Consider the following 19,002-nt stretch of genomic DNA (forward strand, 5'->3'; position numbering starts at 1 on the left):
GGTTAGTCCTGTTCAGGGTTTCTCAAGTAATAACCGACACCCCGTCTTGTGACGATCCAGTTCGGATGGCTCGGATTATCCTCGATTTTCTCACGGAGACGGCGCACTGTTACATCCACCGTTCTCACGTCACCGAAATAGTCATAGCCCCACACAGTCTGCAGCAGATGCTCACGCGTCATAACCTGTCCGATATGTTTGGCTAAGTAATGAAGCAATTCAAACTCACGATGGGTCAGCTCGATCGTTTCTTCTCTTTTTGATACGACATAAGCGTCAGGGAAGATGACGAGAGAACCGATATGAATGTCATTAGAAGCTGATTCTTCCTCAGCCGGCGCAACCGTAAGCTGGCGGCGCAGGTTCGCTTTGACGCGGGCCAGAAGCTCACGCGTGCTGAAAGGCTTCGTGACATAGTCATCCGCTCCGATTTCAAGCCCGATGACCTTGTCAATCTCCGAGTCTTTTGCCGTCAGCATAATAATCGGCATATCATATTTTTTCCGGACTTCCCGGCACACTTCAACTCCGTCTTTATTCGGAAGCATAATATCTAAAAGAATTAAATCAGGCTGAAGCTCCTCCACCATTTCCACGGCTTCGTTTCCGTCGTACGCACAATGCACGTCATAGCCTTCTTTTCTTAAATTAAACTCTAATATATCTGCAATCGGTTTTTCATCATCGACTACAAGGATTTTCTTATCCATCATCTTGATTTTCCTCCTGCCAGAATGACTTCATTTCATCTATTGATGTTTCATGATGATCACAATTCGGATCGTGAAAAACGTTCCCCGTCTATTATAACGGTTTCAGGTCAAAAGATAAAAAAATTAAAGAGAACAGCGCAAAAACGTATTGAACTGCCATCCTTTTGTCATGTTTTTTATTTTCTTTTAAAAAATAATATTTTTTTGAAACCTCACGAAAAAAAACGCCGTCTAGTGTTTGACGTCTTCTTCTGGGCCGGCTGAAAAGCCGGCTCTCCCTTTTTTATAACAAAAGAAAAAACGCACCTACTATTGCAGATGCGTTTGGGTAAGTGGCTCGGGACGGAATCGAACCGCCGACACACGGATTTTCAGTCCGTTGCTCTACCAACTGAGCTACCGAGCCAGATGTTTCTTTTCTATACTATAAAGTAAAGTAAAATGGCGGTCCGGACGGGACTCGAACCCGCGACCTCCTGCGTGACAGGCAGGCATTCTAACCAACTGAACTACCGGACCTTACAGTAATTTGTCCGGAGAGCCGTATCGTGGCGGCCCTCCGAGGACAAATAAGGAGTTAGCAATAACGCTAAAGTAAATCAATGACCCGTACGGGATTCGAACCCGTGTTACCGCCGTGAAAGGGCGGTGTCTTAACCGCTTGACCAACGGGCCATAAAAAGTGGTGAGCCATGAAGGACTCGAACCTTCGACCCTCTGATTAAAAGTCAGATGCTCTACCAACTGAGCTAATGGCTCTTGATGTGTCGGATTATGTATCATAGAGCATTCAGACAAAAGCTTTCTTGCAGTACTCTATTGAAGCTGTTCCGTAACAACGAGATTTATAATATCATAGAACATTCGAAAGTGGCAACTACTTTTTTGAAAAAAAACTATTATTTTTTTCCTACATAAAAAAACAAGCCTCCGTGACCGGAGGCTTGTTTGCTGCAAATTCTTAGTTAGCGCGGTATACACTGCGGATGACGTTCGTTTGTGAACGGTCGGGACCGACAGAGAAAATAGAAAGCGGAATACCTGTCAGCTGAGATACGCGTTCCAGATAATGGCGCGCATTTTCAGGAAGATCGCTTAATGTTTTTGCGCCTGTGATATCTTCCGTCCAGCCAGGCATTTCTTCATATACCGGTTCACACTCTGCGAGAGCTTTCAGACTTGCCGGGAATTCTTCAATCACTTCACCTTTGTAGCGGTAAGCGACACAGATTTTCAATGTTTCAATGCCAGTCAGCACATCGATTGAGTTCAGAGAAAGATCTGTGATTCCGCTGACGCGGCGAGCATGGCGGACAACAACGCTGTCAAACCAGCCGACACGGCGCGGACGGCCTGTCGTTGTGCCGTATTCGCGTCCGACTTCACGGATTTGATCCCCGGTTTCATCTTTCAGCTCAGTCGGGAAAGGACCGTCACCGACACGGGTTGTGTACGCTTTAGATACACCGACGACGTGCTGGATTTTTGTCGGGCCTACGCCTGAACCGATCGTCACCCCTCCGGCGACCGGGTTGGATGAAGTGACAAACGGGTATGTCCCTTGGTCAATATCAAGCATAACCCCTTGAGCGCCTTCAAATAAAACGCGGCGGCCTTCATCCAGCGCGTCATTTAAGACGACGGATGTATCGCATACATACTTTTTAATCTGCTGGCCGTATTCATAATACTCATCCAGAATATCTTCAATTTTGAAGCCTTCCGTTTCATACATTTTTTCAAGCAGACGGTTTTTCTCTTCAAGGTTCCGTTCAAGCTTTTCTGCAAACACGTCACGATCTAGCAGGTCTGCGATCCGGATGCCGATCCGCGCCGCTTTGTCCATATAAGCAGGTCCGATGCCTTTTTTCGTTGTGCCGATCTTGTTGGCCCCTTTGCGTTCTTCCTCTACTTCATCCAGTTTCAGATGGTATGGAAGAATGACGTGGGCTCTGTTGCTGATTCTCAAGTTATCCGTGCTCACATTGCGCTCATGAAGATACGCAAGCTCCGTTACGAGCGCTTTCGGATCAACAACCATTCCGTTCCCGATGACACACGCTTTATCTTTATAAAAAATTCCTGATGGGATTAAATGAAGCTTGTACGTGACTCCATCAAACTTGATGGTATGTCCTGCATTGTTTCCGCCTTGATAACGTGCGATCACTTCTGCATTTTCTGATAGGAAATCTGTAATTTTACCTTTTCCTTCATCGCCCCACTGCGTACCTACTACGACTACTGAAGACATATATCCGTGCACCTCCGTTAACCTTTCAAAACGATATCTCATTCAAACAAATTAAGTGTATCAGTGCCGAAACAGAAAGTCAATCGTAAATCCGAACATTTAAATCTTATCAATCTATATTTGTTCGCCTTAAACATGATTAAAAGCGTTTTCTATTTCATTTGCTATCTATTACTCCCGAAACTTTCATGCTTTAACAAGAAAAAGAACCCGTAATCAGGGTTCTTCAGACAGTCATTTATATGCCGCTTGTATTCATCAGGACGACCCGCCAGCCGTCAGGATCTTCGATGGTCACGCCTTTTTCTCCCCAGTACGGATTTTCGGGTGCTTTCTCCTCATATCCCATCTGCTTTAATTTCGTGCTGATGCGAATGACCTCCTGCTGATCAGGGATGTAAAAGACAAGCAGGCTGTCGCCGTGCGGAACGGGTGCCGGCTGAGACGAACCGGTTTCTTCGGTGAATTCTAAGTGGTATTGCGTATGGGGCAGGCCGAACATGACACCGCTGTAGCCCTCATGTCCGGAAAAGCTGCCGATCCTCTTCAGTCCGAGGCCCTCTTCATAAAACCTGATGATTTCTTTGAGCTGTCCGGTCGGCCGGGCAATCCGGATTTGTGCCGCTTGAAATTGCGGAAATTCCATTGTCATCATCATTCCTCCCTTAATGTCATTATATAAAAGCGCTTTCTTTATTTCGTCTGCCGAACGGACGGCATTCTCTCATTCTTTCGGATGAAAAAAAGCCTCAAGACATTGCTTGAGGCTTTACGCACCTGCCGGAACACCGCCGTCATCAAAGCGCCGTTCCAGGTTTACGAACTTATTGTATTCTTTCACAAAAGCCAGTGAGACGGTGCCCACCGGGCCGTTACGCTGTTTGGCGATAATGATTTCGATGATGTTTTTGTTTTCGGATTCTTTATCATAGTAATCATCACGATACAGGAAGGCGACGATGTCGGCATCCTGCTCAATACTTCCCGACTCACGGATATCTGACATCATCGGACGTTTATCCTGCCGCTGCTCAACACCCCGGGAGAGCTGAGACAGGGCGATGACCGGGACTTCAAGCTCCCGTGCCAGCGCTTTTAGCGCCCGTGAAATTTCCGATACCTCTTGCTGGCGGTTGTCGCTTGAACGGCCGCTTCCCTGAATGAGCTGCAAGTAGTCAATTAAAATCATGCCCAATCCGTTTTCCTGCTTCAGCCGGCGGCATTTTGAACGGATTTCGCTGACGCGGATGCCGGGGGTGTCATCTATAAAGATACCGCTGTTTGACAGGCTTCCCATCGCCATCGTCAGCTTGCCCCAATCTTCTTCCGTCAGATTTCCCGTTCTGAGATTTTGGGCGTTAATATTCCCTTCGGCGCAGAGCATACGCATGACAAGCTGCTCGGCACCCATCTCAAGACTGAATATCGCGACGCTCTCATCCGTTTTGGTGGCCACGTTTTGCGCAATATTTAAGGCGAACGCTGTTTTCCCCACAGACGGACGGGCCGCGACAATAATCAAATCATTCCGCTGAAACCCCGCTGTCATCCGGTCAAGCTCGATAAAACCGGTCGGAATCCCGGTAATATCGCCTTTCCGGTTGTGAAGCTGCTCAATGTTGTCGTATGTTTGCACAAGCACGTCTTTAATATTTTGGAAGGCGCCCGAATTTTTTCGCTGCGCGACCTCCATAATCGTTTTTTCCGCATCGCTTAATAAATCTTCAACTTCATCCTCGCGCGTATACCCGTCTTGAGCGATCGAGGTCGCCGTTCTGATTAAACGGCGGAGAATGGATTTTTCCTCAACGATTTTCGCGTAATATTCTATATTAGCCGCTGTCGGAACGGAATTCGCGATGTCCGTCAGGTAAGAGACGCCTCCCACCTCTTCTAACAAATCGGTATTCGCAAGCTCTGACGTTACCGTGACCAAATCAACCGGTTCACCGCGGTCTCCGAGCACGAGCATGGCATTGTAAATTTTTTGATGTGACATTCTGTAGAAATCATCCGGAATCAACACTTCAGAAGCCAGTGTTAACGCAGACGGCTGTAAAAAAACAGCACCTAACACGGCCTGCTCAGCTTCTATGTTTTGCGGCGGCAGCCGATCATTCAGAAGGTCTGTCATGCTAAGCACCGTCCTCTCCTTAAAAAATATCCAAACTCCATTTTACCATTTCTCAAGAAAAAGAATAGAAAAATATCGCTTTCCCTGTATTTGTTAAACAGCGGCTGCGTGTTTCGCCATTCTGAATGCCGGGAAACTGATAAATAAACCGAAACCAGGAGGTAAGAAGGATGAAAACATATGCAGTAACACCCAGTGTTGATGCGGACGGATGGTTTGTGAAGGTGGAAAATGTGGCGCCGACGGCTCTTTATACATCGAAGGACGCGGCGATCGAGAAAGCGGAGCAGACGGCTAAAGAGAACAGCCCGTCTAAGCTTGTCATTTATGATCAGCATAAAAACATTGAAGAAGAACGGTCCTTTTAAGAAAAGCCTTCGCCCGAGCGAGGGCTTTTCTTATTCGATGAAACGGATGTGCAGCACCGTCTGCGCCATGAGATCGGCCGTTTTTTGATACAGCTCCCATTCTTCACAGGCGGCGAATACTTTCATCATGTCCTGCAATGTCTGTTTCAGTATGATAAATTCGTCAATTGTCCGCAGTTCTGCGGCTTTTTTCTGATAATCAGCCAGCTTCAGCTGTAATAACATCAATGGCGATTGCATAAAAAACCTCCCCCATTCTGTTATAAAGCCCCGCTTTTCAAACCTCCATTCCTTTGTCATATCCTCTTACGATGTATTTCTGATTTTAGTACAATAAAGAAACGGAAGGAGTGATCACATGAAACCGCTGCAGATTTCCGCCGAAACGGCGCAAAAACTCGCAGAATCACTGAATATGCCGCTTGAGAGAATCATGCACATGCCTCAGCACATTCTGCTTGCCAAATTAGCTGAAATCCAAAAAGAGAACGATCACAAATAAAGGCTGCTCTCTCATATATATGTGCGGGAGGCGGAAGCGATGGCTTTCCGCCTCTTTTTTTCGTGAAGAAAATTTTGGTAAAACATTCTTTGAATCGTTATCGTTTATTCATAACTTTTTCATATTTATTTTTTACAATGGGGTCACAAAAGAGGTGAAACCATTGAAAACAAAACGACTGGACATCGTTCTTATCGGTATTTTATCAGCAGCAGCGGCTTTGAATATGTACGGCATTTGGCAGGATGATGCCGCCAACCAGTATTATTTGGCTGCCGTCAAAAGCATGACGCAAAGCTTTCACAACTTCTTCTACGCATCCTTTGACCCGTCCGGCTTTGTCACGGTAGACAAACCGCCTGTCGCTTTATGGATTCAAACGATTTTCGCTTTGGTCTTCGGCGTACATACATGGAGCGTGATTCTTCCTCAGGCCTTGGCGGGGCTCGGTTCCGTTCTGCTGCTGTATTTCATGATAAAGCCTTCGTTCGGCACGGGCGCGGCCAGAATCGCCGCTTTTGTCATGGCGCTGACGCCGATTGCGGCGGCCGTCAGCCGGACGAATAATCTCGACAGCATGCTCGTCTTTACACTGCTTCTCGGTTCCTGGTGTTTGATGCGCGCGGTGAAACGCGGCAAAATCATTTGGCTCTTATCCGCATTCGCACTTGTCGGTCTTGCCTTTAATATGAAAATGATGCAGGCCTACATCGTGCTTCCGGCTTTTCTGCTTTTTTATCTCATTGCATCACACACATCCATTAAGAAAAAACTGATCTCCCTTCTCGCTTCTTCAGCCGTTCTACTGGCGCTCTCCGTCTCATGGGCGGCAGCCGTTGATTCCATTTCCGCATCAAGCCGCCCCTATGTCGGCAGCAGCCAGACAAACTCCGTGCTGGAGCTGGCATTCGGATATAACGGGACAGAACGGCTGCTCGGGCAGACGACGGGCCTTTCTCACGGCAGCATGACCGGCGGAAAAAGCGTGATGCAGGAAGGGATGGGCATGCAGCCTCCGGGAACGAACAGCCCGGCAATGGGCGGCAGCGCTCCTCAAGGAAAAAACGGGCAGGTTCAAATGCCCCGGCAGCCATCCGGACAGAACGCGGCCTTACCGCAAGGAAGCGGAACTCCTCCAGCACAAAACGGCGGCTCACAAGGCCCCGGCGGCGGAAAAAGCATAAGCATGAACATGTACGGCAACGGTACCCCGGGTCCGCTCAGGCTTTTCCAATCTGAATTATCGGGGCAAATCAGCTGGCTGCTGCCTTTTGCGCTCACCGGTTTGTTCGGCGCCATCATCAGCTGGTACAGAAACCGCCGGGAAAAAGCGGAGGAAATGAAAGAAACGATGTTTTGGACAGCATGGCTTGTGCCTGCCGCCGGTTTCTTCAGCATCGCAAGCTTTTTCCATCCGTACTACTTAATCATGCTGGCGCCTCCGATCGCAGCCCTTTCCGGAATCGGCTGGCGGGCCTTATATGATTTATACAAGCATGATAAAGGCTGGACGGGCTGGCTGCTGCCTGCGGGTGTCTTTCTCACCGCCGGTTTTCAGGTCTTCATCGTAAGCGGGTATACAAACCAGATCGGCAGCGCTTGGATGTACATCCTCGGACTGTTGGGGCTCGGCACTGTCATTGCCCTCATTGTGATGAAACACAAGCCGTTCGGCAGACAACTGACCGTGATCACCATGTGTGTGTTGATGCTCACGCCGCTGTACTGGTCAGCCACGCCGATCCTTTACGGCGGAAACAGCGTCATACCCGAATCCGGCCCGCAGCTGAAAAGCTCAAACGGCGGCAATATGTTCACCTCTGAAGTGGATACAGGCCTGCTGTCTTATTTGAAAAAGCATCAGACAGGTGAGGAATATCTGTTTGCAACGCTCACCACGGTGACTGCGGCGCCTTATATCATCCATACGAATGAATCAGTCATGGCACTCGGAGGCTTTAACGGAACCGATCCGATTTTAACCGTCTCACAGCTGAAAAAACTTGTTGATGATGGAAAAGTGAAGTATTTCTTATTATCCGGAAACAGTTCAGGCAACACGAAGCTTGTCTCATGGATTAAAAAGAACGGCACAAAAATCTCAGCTGACCAATACAGCACCGGAAAAACAAGCTCAGCCCGGCAAGGAATGACAGGCGGCCCGGGCGGACAAAGTCAGCAGACTCTGTATGAGATGAAAAAATAGTTCGGAAAGAGGCTGGATAGTTAAACACCGGCCTCTTTATTTTGCTCTTGAAGCACCTGCCATGCGGCGCCGGTATCATTCAGAAAAATGATTGATAAATACTTTCTATTTTCGAAACCATCAGTTCCTGACGCAGATGCCGGCCGGCATAGGAGCGCGCTTCTTTTCCAAGCCGTTCCCTGAGAGACTGATCCGTAATCAGCATTACGAGAGCATCAGCAAGTTCGCGGCTGTTGCCGGGCTGACAGATAAGCCCTGTGTCCTCATGCCGGATCATCTCAGGGATTCCTCCGCAGTCAGTTGCGACAATGGCTTGACCTGAGAACATCGCTTCGATGATCGCTATAGGGAAATTATCATTCAATGTCGGCAGGACAAATATAGATGATTCAGCCAAGAGCGCCGGCACATCACGTCGTTTTCCGAAGAAAAACACATTTGAGAGGCCCAGTTTCCGTTTCTTTTCTTCCAGAAACCCTCTCATGTTTCCGTCTCCGATGATCCATATATCAACTCCGGATAAATGGTGCCGGATGCGGGCGAGAGCGTCCAGCATCACATCATGTCCTTTTCGCTCGGTCAGACGGGAAACGCACGCAATCACGAGCTTTTCAGCACGTTTGGACTCAGGGGCATCCTGAATATCAATGCCGGTATGAACAGTCGTCAGCTGAGCCTCCTTCGCTCCGTACTCCAGCAAGGGCTCGTGAAAGGAGTCGCTGATTGTAATGATTTTATCCGAAGCCCGAATACCCTGCCTTTCTATTTCACTGAAATATGCCTCTTCTATTGAACCCTTTTGGATTTTATGAAACTTCATCCGGCTTTTCGTAAAATGTCCGTGCGGCGTGAAAAAAAGAGGACGCTGATACGTTTGATTAAGGTATCCCAGCAAAAATACCGCAAATAAATCCTGCGCGTGAAACAGGTCATATTGTTCTAAGTCTTTCTCCTTCAAAAATCTTTGAAAGACATGTAAATAGCTGAGATTCTTCACAAACTTTTCGTTTGCGGCGCCGTATCTGCCAACAAGAAACGCTCTGATCTCGTCAGCGGCCCGCGGGATATCTTCCTGAAAAAAAGATGGCGGCATTTGGAGCGGCGAGATGACATCCGCCTGATGACCGATGCGCTCAAAACCCGTCTTAATTGATGTGATATAGCTCGCCAACCCTCCGACATTCGGGTAACGGAGAAAGGTTGCGTACAGAATACGCAATGGCTTTTTTCGTTTGGGGGAGCTTTTTCCTTCCGCACAGAACGAATACAGCATCTCTGGCTCACTTTGATGTTCGATCCCGTAAAATTGATCCATGGCGCGCAATAAGGCTAGAGGCACCAGACCGTTCGGCTTGCCGATCTCTTCTTTCACATCCGCTCCCCCTCTCTCAAACTTATAATCCTAATTCCCGTCCCCATTTTGACACTTTGTCAACATGATACGGCAGCAGTTCTCCTCCCCGATTGTCGAAGATTCTCCGCAATTGGGTATGAAGCCCTTTCTCAAGTGTTCTCTGCAAATAAGCCATTTTATAAAGCGTCATAGGAGGGGTCTGAAAATGAATGCCCCGCTTTTTCATTTCTTTCGTATACACTTTTACGCAATACGTACGAATATCTTCTGCGTGCCGGCTCCAATCTTTTCTGAAGCCAAGCAGAATTTCAACCAGCACCGTCATATCAAACCAAACCGGCGCGTATTTTGCGGATTCCCAATCGATGAATTGAATATCCCACGGTTCATGTCCGGACGCATCGTGGGTGCAGATATTCTGCATATGAAGATCACCGTGTGTGATGGCTGAGCCGTTTTGTATCAATTCAGGGAAAAAATCCGGCTCCTCCTGCTCAAGCAAGTTTGTGATTTGCCGATAATGAGGCTTCACGATATCCTTTGTGCGCTCATCTTTAAGAGCTCTATCCAAAAATTCCGCTGTCTTTTTGATCTGCTTTTTACGCCCTTTTCTCATGGTTTCCGATTCATATACCGGCAGCCACGACCGCCATTTACCATCAGAAATATTCTTGTTTTCAAAGGTGCGGCTGTGCAGTTCTGCGACAGACGGAATAATATACTTGAAATGCTTCGGGTGAAATGTAAGCTGTCCCCTGATCTGGCTGACAAACTCCATAAATATCCACGTTTCATGGTCACTTTCTTCTATAAGATAGATATCCGGCAGCAAATCCCCTAAAACAGAACGGGCTTTCCCGTATATATTAATCTCGATCTTGTTTTTTTCACGGGAAGATTTATACACCTTCAATATCAGCGGAACAGTTCCGGATTTTTTCTTTACAAACAGTTTATAAATGGAGCTTCTGTCTGTTGATTTCAGACAAGTGATGTCATCCGGATTCACCGCAGCCCTTTCACCGAACGAATACGACAGTTTTTCGTCAATTCTCAGTTTTTGAAATGCGCCATACAAAATCTCCTTTTCATACATGCCGATCTTCCTTCCGCTTCCGTTTCCAGCTGTTTTTGAGATGAGACCAAGTGTTTCTGATAAATGGCATCGGGTCATTCCAAGCAAAAAGAGCGTACTCTTTTTTTCCTTTACACCCTTTCCAAAAATCCCGGAACGTCATTTCTCCTCTTTTTCGTTTCTTCAAAAACGTTAAGAAATAACGCACCTCATAAATCCAGTTGATTCCGTCTTTTTGTTCGAGCTGGGGCTTCACATGCTGTCCGGTCAAATACAGATAGTACATGTAAACGAAATGAACGCCTGCCGGTTCTGTCAGGCTATGGCTGAGCCAAAAGCGCGGATTAATTTCGATAAACTTGTAAACATTGTCCCGGGGATCCTTTTTAAATTCCGCCATGCCTACTCCCTTCAGCTGAATCGCTTCAAAAAACGGCAGGGTCTTCTTGATTAAATCAGGAAGCCGTTTGCTGACGACGTGGGCCCCCGCGCCAAAATCAGCAGGGAATTGATGGTTCTTTTGCAGAGAGAATAGGCCCATTAATTTCATTTGGTCATCATAAAAAGTGGCGACTTTATAAAAACACTGGTTGTCTCCGGGGATGATCTCCTGCACGAGCAGTTCTCCATTTTCTCTGTAGGAGCTGAACTCCTTGCGCAATTGTGCTGCATCCTTCATTACAATTGCTTTTTTGTTTACTTTTTTTCTGTATTCATGGCCGGCCACCGGTTTTAAAATACACGGGAAATCAATATTGGCGATGGCCTCTTCCAGCTCATCCTGGTTGTTCGGAAAAAAGGTTTTCGGGCAGGGGATGTGATGCTTGACCGCTAATTCATATGCTTTGCTTTTATCTAAGACCGTTTCTAACAGAGAGTGGCTCGGGAGCAAAAATAAAAAAAAACCGGCTAATGTCTCGCGGAATTTAGATATAAATCCCGCATAATCATCAGAACCTGCGTACAGAACCGGCTTTGCTTGGAATCGCTTCCCGAAATCAGTCAGAAATGTCAGCAGTTCTTCCTCTTCTGTTAAAGGGCTGGGACATATCCCGCAATCTGCCAATCTTGATTTTCCGATACGATAAGGTCCCTCCGTGTCAAACGCGTAAACATCGATTCCTCTTCGGGCAAGACTGCGAATGATCCCAATCCCGTTTGCACTGAAATCAAGTACAACGGCTGCATGTTCATGTTTCATGATCTCCCTCCGAGCTGTTGGTATTTTGATAAATCGATTCGATATTTTTTATCATCGTCTCACTGCTTAAATATTTCTCCGCGTAGGCCTTTGCGTTTGAAGCAGCCTTCTCCCGCGCAGATTTGTTAGAGATAAAAAATGCTAAAGCCCGGGCAAGAACCTTTGCATTTCCCGGCTCGACAATAAGTCCCGTTTTGTTATGGCGGATCAGATCCGGAATACCCCCGCAATCGGTCGCGATGATAGCCGAGCCGCTGAACATCGCTTCAATAATCGAAATAGGCAGACTATCATTAATGGTCGGCAGTACGAATATGTCCGTCATATTCAAAATAGCGGGAACATCATCCCTTTTTCCTAAAAAGGAGACCATAGATAGATTCAGTTTTCGAGCCTGTTCCTCTAAGGCGCTCCTCATCTCTCCGTCGCCCGCGATCAGCACTTCAACATGTTCAAGTAGATCAGACGGAATTCGTGAAAGTGCGTCAAGCAAATGATTATGTCCTTTTCTCGGGCCTAATCTTGCAATACACGCGATGATGATCTTATTTTTCGGTATCGGGGTTTTTCTTTTCCCGCCTGTTTTTGCATCGTAATCGATTCCTGTGATCACCGTTGCCATGTCTTCCTGTTCGGCTCCGAGCTTCATGAGCGGGCTGCGGAACGTATCGCTGATAATAATCAGGCGATCTGCGTATTCAATGGCTTTCATCTCTAGTTTTTTATAATAAAACTCTTCTACCGATCCTTTTTTAAAAATGTGAAATTTTAGTCTGTTGAAAGTAAACATGCCATGCGGTGTAAAAAACAAAGGTTTTTTATAAATACGGTTGAACCTGCCCAATATATTGGCTGTAAATAAATCTTGAGCATGAAACACATCATATTTTTCCAAATGAATCTTTTGAAGCATTTGCTCGTATATAAACATCAGCCGATTATTCTTCAAAATATGATCACTGTAATCCCCGTATCTGTCACTAAAGAAATCTTTTAATTTCGGAACAACATCCGCCCGCAATTCTTTTACCTGTGCGGAAGGAAACTGATTGGGGGATATGACATCCACCTTATGACCTCTTTTTTTCAGTCCTTCACTAAGCGTTTTAATATAGTTTGATAAACCGCCCGTGTGCGGGTAGTCCCAAAACGTGGCAATCAAAATGGATAACTTCTGTTTTTTTCCGTATAATCGCGGAATATGATGTGCATGTTTCATCTGAGTCTTTACTGCCGTCTTTTTTTGCGGGTGCGCTTTGACCCCGTAATAGCGGTCAAGCGTCTGAATCATATACGGATACGGGACGGAAAATGTCTTGATCATTTCCAGATCCTCCGCACGACTTCAAAAGCTTCAGCGTATTCCACACCCGCCGTCATCCCTCTGACTCTTCCTAAATGTGTAACGCCTTCATATGAACGGGGATGAGGGTAATCCCTCATTTCTACGTCATAGTGGTGAAGCGCCGCGAGTTTGGCATCCATTGTGTCTGTGATGTTAACGAAGTAATTAGGCTTGAAGAGTTTATCAGCCGTATTCCTCTCCCACTCGCTTGAAGATAGCGTTTCGAACGTAAGCAGTTCGATAGGCTTTTGATTCGGAAGCGGTCTGGCGGCTGTTAAAACTGCTTGGAATGTTCTCTGGTGGTCCATATTGACATCGCCGTAATGATGTGTAAAGATTTTTTCAGGCTGATAGACGCGAATGAGCTGCTCTAATTCTTTGACAAGCTTATGAAGAGGGATACATTCCAGCTCTAAATTCGTATGCTCCAAAAAGATGACTTTCTCAATTCCAAGCTCTTGATTCGCGCGTTCGCCTAATTGTTTAATATGATGAGCTTCTTCTTTTCTTCCTAATGCCGTAATAATGGAAATCACTTTATATCCTTCATTGATCAGCCGTTTTATGGTGCCCGCTGATCCCAATAGTTCATCATCGGGATGAGCGCCGATAACCATAATATATTCTCCCATTTTTTCCACACTCCACCAAACAAATGTTACAAATATCATATGACGACCCCAAAAAAAGGAAACTTACATATGCGGATTTTCAGAAACTTACAATTCCCTTCGCCATTCCCGGTAGCGTGACGGATTTAATTTTTTTATGGTGTTCAAAAACTCATCCGCCAAGCCGTATTTGTCCAGTCCTTTTAATAGTTTTACGGGAACTCGGGTAACGGTCGAAAAGGCTCTTTTATGGTCGATCACTTTAAGTTCACCTTGTTCGTTGATCAGAATATGCCTGATTTCGGCATCCCATCTGGCAAAACCGATATCTTTTAATTCATCCAGCATGTTTAAAATATCAGCTGTCAGTTTGACGGACAGGGATTTTTCTTTTTTGATATGGCGCGCAAGGGAGGTGCCTTTGACGTATTCCATCACAATATAATGATCTCCGTATTCATACAGTTTCGGGATCACCGGTGAACCATATCCGAGCTGTAAAGCTTCCAATTCCTTCTTACATGTCTCTTTTTTAAAAAAATATTTTACGCATTTGTTGTGTGTTAAGCGATAGACCTCCCCATCTTTTCCGTCTCCGATCAGCGGATATTGATTCAGCGCTTTTTTATTCTCCGGATAATTAAAATATGTTTCAGAAAAAAATCGTTTCATACCGACACATCCTTCGTCATGATGTAATATAATATTCAATCCGTAACGATCGGAAATGAAACAATCTCATCATTTTCTTGCGCTGCGACGTCTGCTGACATGAAAAAAACCCGCCGGATCGGCGGGTTTTTCATTGTGTATTACGCTTCTTCTTTTACGTGAACCTTCAGCACAGCCTGAACTTCAGGGTGCAGCTTTACGGGAACGTTTGTATATCCCAGTGTGCGGATACCGTCTTGGAGCTCCAGTTTCCGTTTATCCACTTTAATCTTATGCGTTTTTTGCAGCGCTTCTGCAATCTGTTTGCTTGTGACAGATCCGAATAGACGGCCGCCTTCACCGGATTTGGCACTCAGCTCAACAGTCAGCTGTTCAAGCGTTTCTTTCAAATCTTTCGCTCTTTCAAGCTCGGCAATCGCTTCTTTTTTCTCTTTTTCTTTCTGTCCTTTCAATGCGCTGATGTTTGTCGCATTTGCTTCGACAGCGAGGCCTTTTTTAATGAGAAAGTTATGTGCATAACCGTCTGCTACGTTTTTCATTTCGCCTTTTTTTCCTTTACCTTTTACATCTTGTAAGAAAATAACCTTCATCTCTGAACGCCTCCCTCAAAATATTCATCAATGGCTTCCTTCAGCCGGACGAGCGCTTCTGAGACAGAAATGCCCGATAACTGGGTTGCCGCATTGGTTAAATGCCCTCCGCCATCCAGCGCCTCCATAATAATCTGCACATTGACCTCGCCCAGCGATCTCGCACTGATGCACACCGTATGCTCATCCCGTCTGGCTACCGCAAATGAAGCTTCCACTTCACTCATTGATAAGAGGGAATCAGCCGCCTGCGCAATCAGCACCTGGTCAAAGTACTCCTCTTCGTTCTCAGGAAGAGAAGCAATCGCGATATGTTCTTTATAAAGAGACGTATGCTGGATCAGTTTCGCCCGCTTGATATAAGAACCGACGGATTCTTTGAGAACTTTCTGCACCAGAACCGTATCTGCGCCTTTCGCTCTCAAATAAGAAGCGGCGTCGAACGTCCGCGAGCCCGTGCGAAGGGAAAAGCTCTTCGTATCCACTATTATACCAGCTAACAGGGCCGTCGCTTCAATCATATTGATTTTGAGCCGCTTCGGCTGGTATTCAAGCAGCTCTGTCACGAGTTCTGCGGTGGATGAAGCGTATGGCTCCATATAAACGAGCAGCGGGTCTTTAATAAATTCCTCGCCTCTGCGGTGGTGGTCAATCACAACGATGTGCTCGATTTTGTTCACGAGGCGCTCTTCCATCACAAGGGACGGTTTATGTGTATCAACGACGACAAGTAGCGTGTCATCATTTGAAATTTCCATCGCCTCTTCCGGCGTGATGAACCGCGACCACAGCTCTTCATATTTTTTAATTTCTTCAATCAGGCGCTGAACGCTTGATCCGATCTGGTTCGGATCAATGACGATGTAGCCTTCTTTGCCGTTGGCCTGCGCCACCTTCAATATTCCGATTGCGGCTCCGACCGCGTCCATATCAGGAAATTTGTGCCCCATGATAATGACATTGCTGCTTTCTGAGACAATCTCCTTGAGCGCGTGAGAAATCACCCGGGCGCGCACCCTTGTGCGCTTCTCCATCGGATTTGTTTTGCCGCCGTAAAATTTCACCTTGCCGTTCGGCATTTTGATCGCCACTTGGTCGCCTCCGCGGCCGAGAGCCAAATCGAGGCTGGACTGCGCCAGATCTCCAAGCTCCTTCAAGGAAGAAACCGATGCGCCGATCCCGATGCTGAGGGTCAAAGATACAGTGTGAACGGATGTTTTTTCTCGAATTTCATCCAAAATCGAAAATTTCGCGTTTTCAAGCTCCGTTAAAATGTGTTCATTTAACACCGCGATAAACCGCTCCGAAGACGTCCGTTTCAGGAAAATGCCGTACTCCTGCGCCCACGCATTTAATAATGAGGTGACCTGGCTGTTCATCGTGCTTCTCGTTTGGTCGTCCAGCCCCTGTGTGACGTCATCATAGTTATCTAAGAAGATATATGCCAGCACGGTTCTCTCATTTTCGTACTGCTTTTCAATCTGAATCTGTTCTGTCACATCAAAGAAATAAAGCAGGCGCTCATCTCTTTTAATCACTACTTTAAACTTCCGCTCATTCAAGGTGATCGTTTCCGAATCGACCTCCTGCTTGATCAGCGGCACGACGGCCTCGCATGTGTCATACAGCGAGCGTCCGACGAGCGTGCTTTCATTAAAACAGGAAGACAAAAACGGATTCGCCCACTCAATGTAATATTGATCATTAAACAGCATAATCCCGATAGGCATTTCCATTAATGCCTCTTCGCCTACTTTTTTCAATCTATACGATAACGTGGAGATATAATCGTCAATTTCTTTTCTGATCAGAGAATCCGCACGCTTAATGAAAAACAAGATCACGGCGAGCAGCACAACGCCGATGGCTCCTATCAGCCAGTTAAAGTAAATGCTGATGAGGATTATGATGATTGACAATGCAATCAATGCATAGATGGGATACCGAAACAACGGTTTTTCATAAAAACTAGGCATTTCTATCAACTCCCCACCTGTAAGTCACACTCAATTTCGCGTCACCTTATTTCTTATGTTAAAGCCTATGTCAATGATGCCTAAGAGGAGATACACGGACAAGATGAGCGGAAAAAGCACCCCCAGCACAATTGCTAATACAGGAACGGCTTTCGGCATCTCCATTTCGCGGCAATAGAAAAAAATAAACGCTAATCCTTGAATACAAATCAGCAAGCTGAGAATAAATCCCCCATTCAATGAAACCGAATACAGCATATGCCCTTTTTCTAAAGGCAGAAACCCTAATATCGTCACAATAAAATACAGAATGACAACGCTTTGCGGGAGTTTGAGCTCTCTAAAAGGCTTCATCTTCGGAAGATCAGGGGAAAATCGCCGTAAAAGCGGCCTTGCCATCGCATAACTGAGGAAAGAAAAAACGATGCCGGTCAATACGAGCACTGTCGGAAAAAGATATTGAACCGTGCTCAGCTGACTTTCCATCAGCTTGATCTGCTTCCCGAACTGGTCTCCATAACCGAGTTGCTTTGACATGGTTTCTGCTAAAGACAGCGACTCCCGAAGCTGGGACATGGTGGTATCAACCACATTCATGTTAAGGAACACGATGCTGACCACAAAAAAAACGACGCCGCACAGCACATACGCCATAGCGCCGGCAGCAACCGCATAGCCGGGCTGTTTCTTTTTAAAATAATATCCCATGGCGATTCCCGTATAGGCTGCCGTAAAAGCGCCTGTAAGCCCGGTAAACGAACCTACAATAAAGCTGACAGGAAGGCTGGCAAGCCCCATCCATACCCCGGGCTTCAGACCGTGCCGAATGGTGTAAAGAATGATCGGCAGCGGCAAAGCAAAGAGAAGAATTGCCCCCAGTAAAGGGAGGTACACGACCAAAAGGGAAATGATTGCAAAAATACTGATCAAAATGGCGCCTTCTAATAGAGCCCTTGTATTTTTCACTTACTCACCTCAAACCTTGTATCATTCGAACATACGAATAGAAAAGAGCAGCTTAGACGACTGCTCTTTTGACGCCGCAATGTCTCTTTCAAGACCTGAATTTTCCATAAACTCTCCAAAATACACGTATATATTTTAACATAAGTCGAAATCGCAAGTAAAATGAGCGCGGACAGCCGCAATGTTCCATGTGAAACATGAAAACAGACAAACGGACATCCCAGTGAAAGAATGCCCGTTGTATCAGTGATCCTGATCATCCATGAAACCAGAAGTATCTCTGTTTTTCTTTTTGGTTTTTCGTACATATAACAAGACGATAACGATAAGTAAGAGAGTGGTCGCCTGCAAAACCCCGCTGCTGAAAAGGAAGAAGTTCTTTATCATGTCCCACATATAGTTTCACCTCTATTTCGTATTTCCTTTACATTGAGTTTCCCTTTCTGGAAACTTCAAAACATCAGGAACAACATCGGGACCGGGGCATATGCTGAAAGTGAAAATGAAGGATAAAGGAGATTCTTACACCATGACTGAGCGGAGAACATTAGCATGGCATGAAACGTTAGAACTGCATGAGTTAGTAGCTTTCCAGGCAAACGGACTTGTGAAATTAAAAAGAACAGAGCGGGACGTAAGCGATGCCAGATTAAAACAGCTTTACAGATTTTCCATCCATTCGCTCGAACAAAATCTGCGTGAACTGCTTCCTTTCTTCCCTGAAGCTCCCGCTTTTCGCGAGGATGAAACAGAAGAGCGCGCTGATTCTTCCTTTTACAGCGGCGGCCTGCTCATTCTGGCCAAAACGTCTGTCCGCAATTACGCCGGAGCCATTACAGAGACGGCCACACCTCAATTAAGACATGTTTTCGTCAAGCACTTAAACGCGTCCATCAAGTGGCACCAAATGGTCTTTGAGTATATGGAAGAACGCGGTCAATATCCGGCTTACAACCTGAGCGAATTGCTGAAGAATGACGTGCGCAACGCCAGAAAGGCCATCGCGATGAAATAAAAAAAAGCAGCAAGGAATTT

General features: G+C 46.2%; 19 protein-coding genes and 4 tRNA genes. 4 read left to right on the forward strand and 19 right to left on the reverse strand.

Going from position 1 to position 19,002, the window contains the following annotated elements:
• Nucleotides 1-2: 2 nt before the first annotated feature.
• The 8 genes from walR to dnaB form a co-directional block, all read right to left on the reverse strand.
• Nucleotides 3-710 (reverse strand): cell wall metabolism DNA-binding response regulator WalR, encoded by a 708-nt coding sequence (gene walR / locus AR442_RS17680; protein WP_004393104.1) that lies wholly within the window; start codon nucleotides 708-710, stop codon nucleotides 3-5.
• A gap of 336 nt (nucleotides 711-1,046) precedes the next feature.
• A tRNA-Phe gene (locus AR442_RS17690) sits at nucleotides 1,047-1,119 on the reverse strand.
• Between the two features lie 36 nt (nucleotides 1,120-1,155).
• Nucleotides 1,156-1,232, reverse strand: a tRNA-Asp gene (locus AR442_RS17695).
• Between the two features lie 84 nt (nucleotides 1,233-1,316).
• Nucleotides 1,317-1,388, reverse strand: a tRNA-Glu gene (locus AR442_RS17700).
• An 8-nt stretch (nucleotides 1,389-1,396) separates the two neighbouring features.
• A tRNA-Lys gene (locus AR442_RS17705) sits at nucleotides 1,397-1,472 on the reverse strand.
• Between the two features lie 202 nt (nucleotides 1,473-1,674).
• Nucleotides 1,675-2,967: an adenylosuccinate synthase gene (purA, locus tag AR442_RS17710; RefSeq protein WP_014419343.1), complete on the reverse strand. Its 1,293-nt coding sequence runs from the start codon at nucleotides 2,965-2,967 to the stop codon at nucleotides 1,675-1,677.
• A 238-nt stretch (nucleotides 2,968-3,205) separates the two neighbouring features.
• Nucleotides 3,206-3,619, reverse strand: coding sequence for a VOC family protein (locus tag AR442_RS17715; protein WP_021494628.1), 414 nt, complete (start codon nucleotides 3,617-3,619; stop codon nucleotides 3,206-3,208).
• Nucleotides 3,620-3,736: 117 nt separating this feature from the next.
• A complete protein-coding gene (gene dnaB / locus AR442_RS17720; protein ID WP_004393100.1) occupies nucleotides 3,737-5,101 on the reverse strand; it encodes a replicative DNA helicase in 1,365 nt (454 codons plus the stop codon).
• Between the two features lie 170 nt (nucleotides 5,102-5,271).
• On the opposite strand from dnaB, the gene AR442_RS17725 reads away from it, so the two are divergent.
• Nucleotides 5,272-5,469, forward strand: a complete 198-nt coding sequence (locus AR442_RS17725) for a DUF2188 domain-containing protein (RefSeq protein WP_007407900.1) — start codon at nucleotides 5,272-5,274, stop codon at nucleotides 5,467-5,469.
• A 30-nt stretch (nucleotides 5,470-5,499) separates the two neighbouring features.
• Here the strand turns inward: AR442_RS17725 and AR442_RS17730 are convergent, their stop codons facing one another.
• A complete protein-coding gene (locus AR442_RS17730; protein ID WP_015418617.1) occupies nucleotides 5,500-5,709 on the reverse strand; it encodes a hypothetical protein in 210 nt (69 codons plus the stop codon).
• Nucleotides 5,710-5,827: 118 nt separating this feature from the next.
• Between AR442_RS17730 and AR442_RS20165 the strand changes: the two genes are divergently transcribed.
• A complete protein-coding gene (locus AR442_RS20165; protein ID WP_014306172.1) occupies nucleotides 5,828-5,971 on the forward strand; it encodes a YycC family protein in 144 nt (47 codons plus the stop codon).
• A gap of 163 nt (nucleotides 5,972-6,134) precedes the next feature.
• Complete coding sequence (locus AR442_RS17735; RefSeq protein WP_053285278.1) at nucleotides 6,135-8,177, forward strand: ArnT family glycosyltransferase; 2,043 nt, start codon at nucleotides 6,135-6,137, stop codon at nucleotides 8,175-8,177.
• A gap of 79 nt (nucleotides 8,178-8,256) precedes the next feature.
• Here the strand turns inward: AR442_RS17735 and AR442_RS17740 are convergent, their stop codons facing one another.
• From AR442_RS17740 to AR442_RS20390, 10 genes are all read right to left on the reverse strand, one after another.
• Complete coding sequence (locus tag AR442_RS17740) at nucleotides 8,257-9,549, reverse strand: glycosyltransferase family 4 protein (protein ID WP_014419348.1); 1,293 nt, start codon at nucleotides 9,547-9,549, stop codon at nucleotides 8,257-8,259.
• A gap of 22 nt (nucleotides 9,550-9,571) precedes the next feature.
• Complete coding sequence (locus AR442_RS17745) at nucleotides 9,572-10,627, reverse strand: phosphotransferase (protein ID WP_014419349.1); 1,056 nt, start codon at nucleotides 10,625-10,627, stop codon at nucleotides 9,572-9,574.
• Complete coding sequence (locus AR442_RS17750; protein WP_032863864.1) at nucleotides 10,620-11,807, reverse strand: carboxylate--amine ligase; 1,188 nt, start codon at nucleotides 11,805-11,807, stop codon at nucleotides 10,620-10,622. The genes AR442_RS17745 and AR442_RS17750 overlap by 8 nt, the downstream gene beginning before the upstream one ends.
• Nucleotides 11,797-13,131, reverse strand: coding sequence for a glycosyltransferase family 4 protein (locus AR442_RS17755; protein WP_014419352.1), 1,335 nt, complete (start codon nucleotides 13,129-13,131; stop codon nucleotides 11,797-11,799). Before AR442_RS17755 ends, AR442_RS17750 begins: the two co-directional genes overlap by 11 nt.
• Nucleotides 13,128-13,784: a PIG-L deacetylase family protein gene (locus AR442_RS17760; protein WP_017418490.1), complete on the reverse strand. Its 657-nt coding sequence runs from the start codon at nucleotides 13,782-13,784 to the stop codon at nucleotides 13,128-13,130. The genes AR442_RS17755 and AR442_RS17760 overlap by 4 nt, the downstream gene beginning before the upstream one ends.
• Nucleotides 13,785-13,871: 87 nt before the next feature.
• Nucleotides 13,872-14,435 carry a protein kinase family protein gene (locus tag AR442_RS17765; protein WP_053285277.1) on the reverse strand — a complete coding sequence of 188 codons (564 nt, stop codon included), beginning with the start codon at nucleotides 14,433-14,435 and terminating at the stop codon, nucleotides 13,872-13,874.
• A 140-nt stretch (nucleotides 14,436-14,575) separates the two neighbouring features.
• Nucleotides 14,576-15,025 carry a 50S ribosomal protein L9 gene (gene rplI / locus AR442_RS17770; protein ID WP_004393063.1) on the reverse strand — a complete coding sequence of 150 codons (450 nt, stop codon included), beginning with the start codon at nucleotides 15,023-15,025 and terminating at the stop codon, nucleotides 14,576-14,578.
• Nucleotides 15,022-17,001: a DHH family phosphoesterase gene (locus AR442_RS17775; protein ID WP_007407911.1), complete on the reverse strand. Its 1,980-nt coding sequence runs from the start codon at nucleotides 16,999-17,001 to the stop codon at nucleotides 15,022-15,024. Before AR442_RS17775 ends, rplI begins: the two co-directional genes overlap by 4 nt.
• A gap of 30 nt (nucleotides 17,002-17,031) precedes the next feature.
• Nucleotides 17,032-17,967, reverse strand: a complete 936-nt coding sequence (locus AR442_RS17780) for a YybS family protein (RefSeq protein ID WP_053285276.1) — start codon at nucleotides 17,965-17,967, stop codon at nucleotides 17,032-17,034.
• Nucleotides 17,968-18,210: 243 nt separating this feature from the next.
• Nucleotides 18,211-18,363: a hypothetical protein gene (locus tag AR442_RS20390; protein ID WP_004393059.1), complete on the reverse strand. Its 153-nt coding sequence runs from the start codon at nucleotides 18,361-18,363 to the stop codon at nucleotides 18,211-18,213.
• Nucleotides 18,364-18,496: 133 nt separating this feature from the next.
• Between AR442_RS20390 and AR442_RS17785 the strand changes: the two genes are divergently transcribed.
• Complete coding sequence (locus AR442_RS17785) at nucleotides 18,497-18,982, forward strand: spore coat protein (protein ID WP_025650095.1); 486 nt, start codon at nucleotides 18,497-18,499, stop codon at nucleotides 18,980-18,982.
• Nucleotides 18,983-19,002: the final 20 nt, after the last annotated feature.

This window comes from Bacillus velezensis (assembly GCF_001461825.1).
Taxonomy (GTDB): domain Bacteria; phylum Bacillota; class Bacilli; order Bacillales; family Bacillaceae; genus Bacillus; species Bacillus velezensis.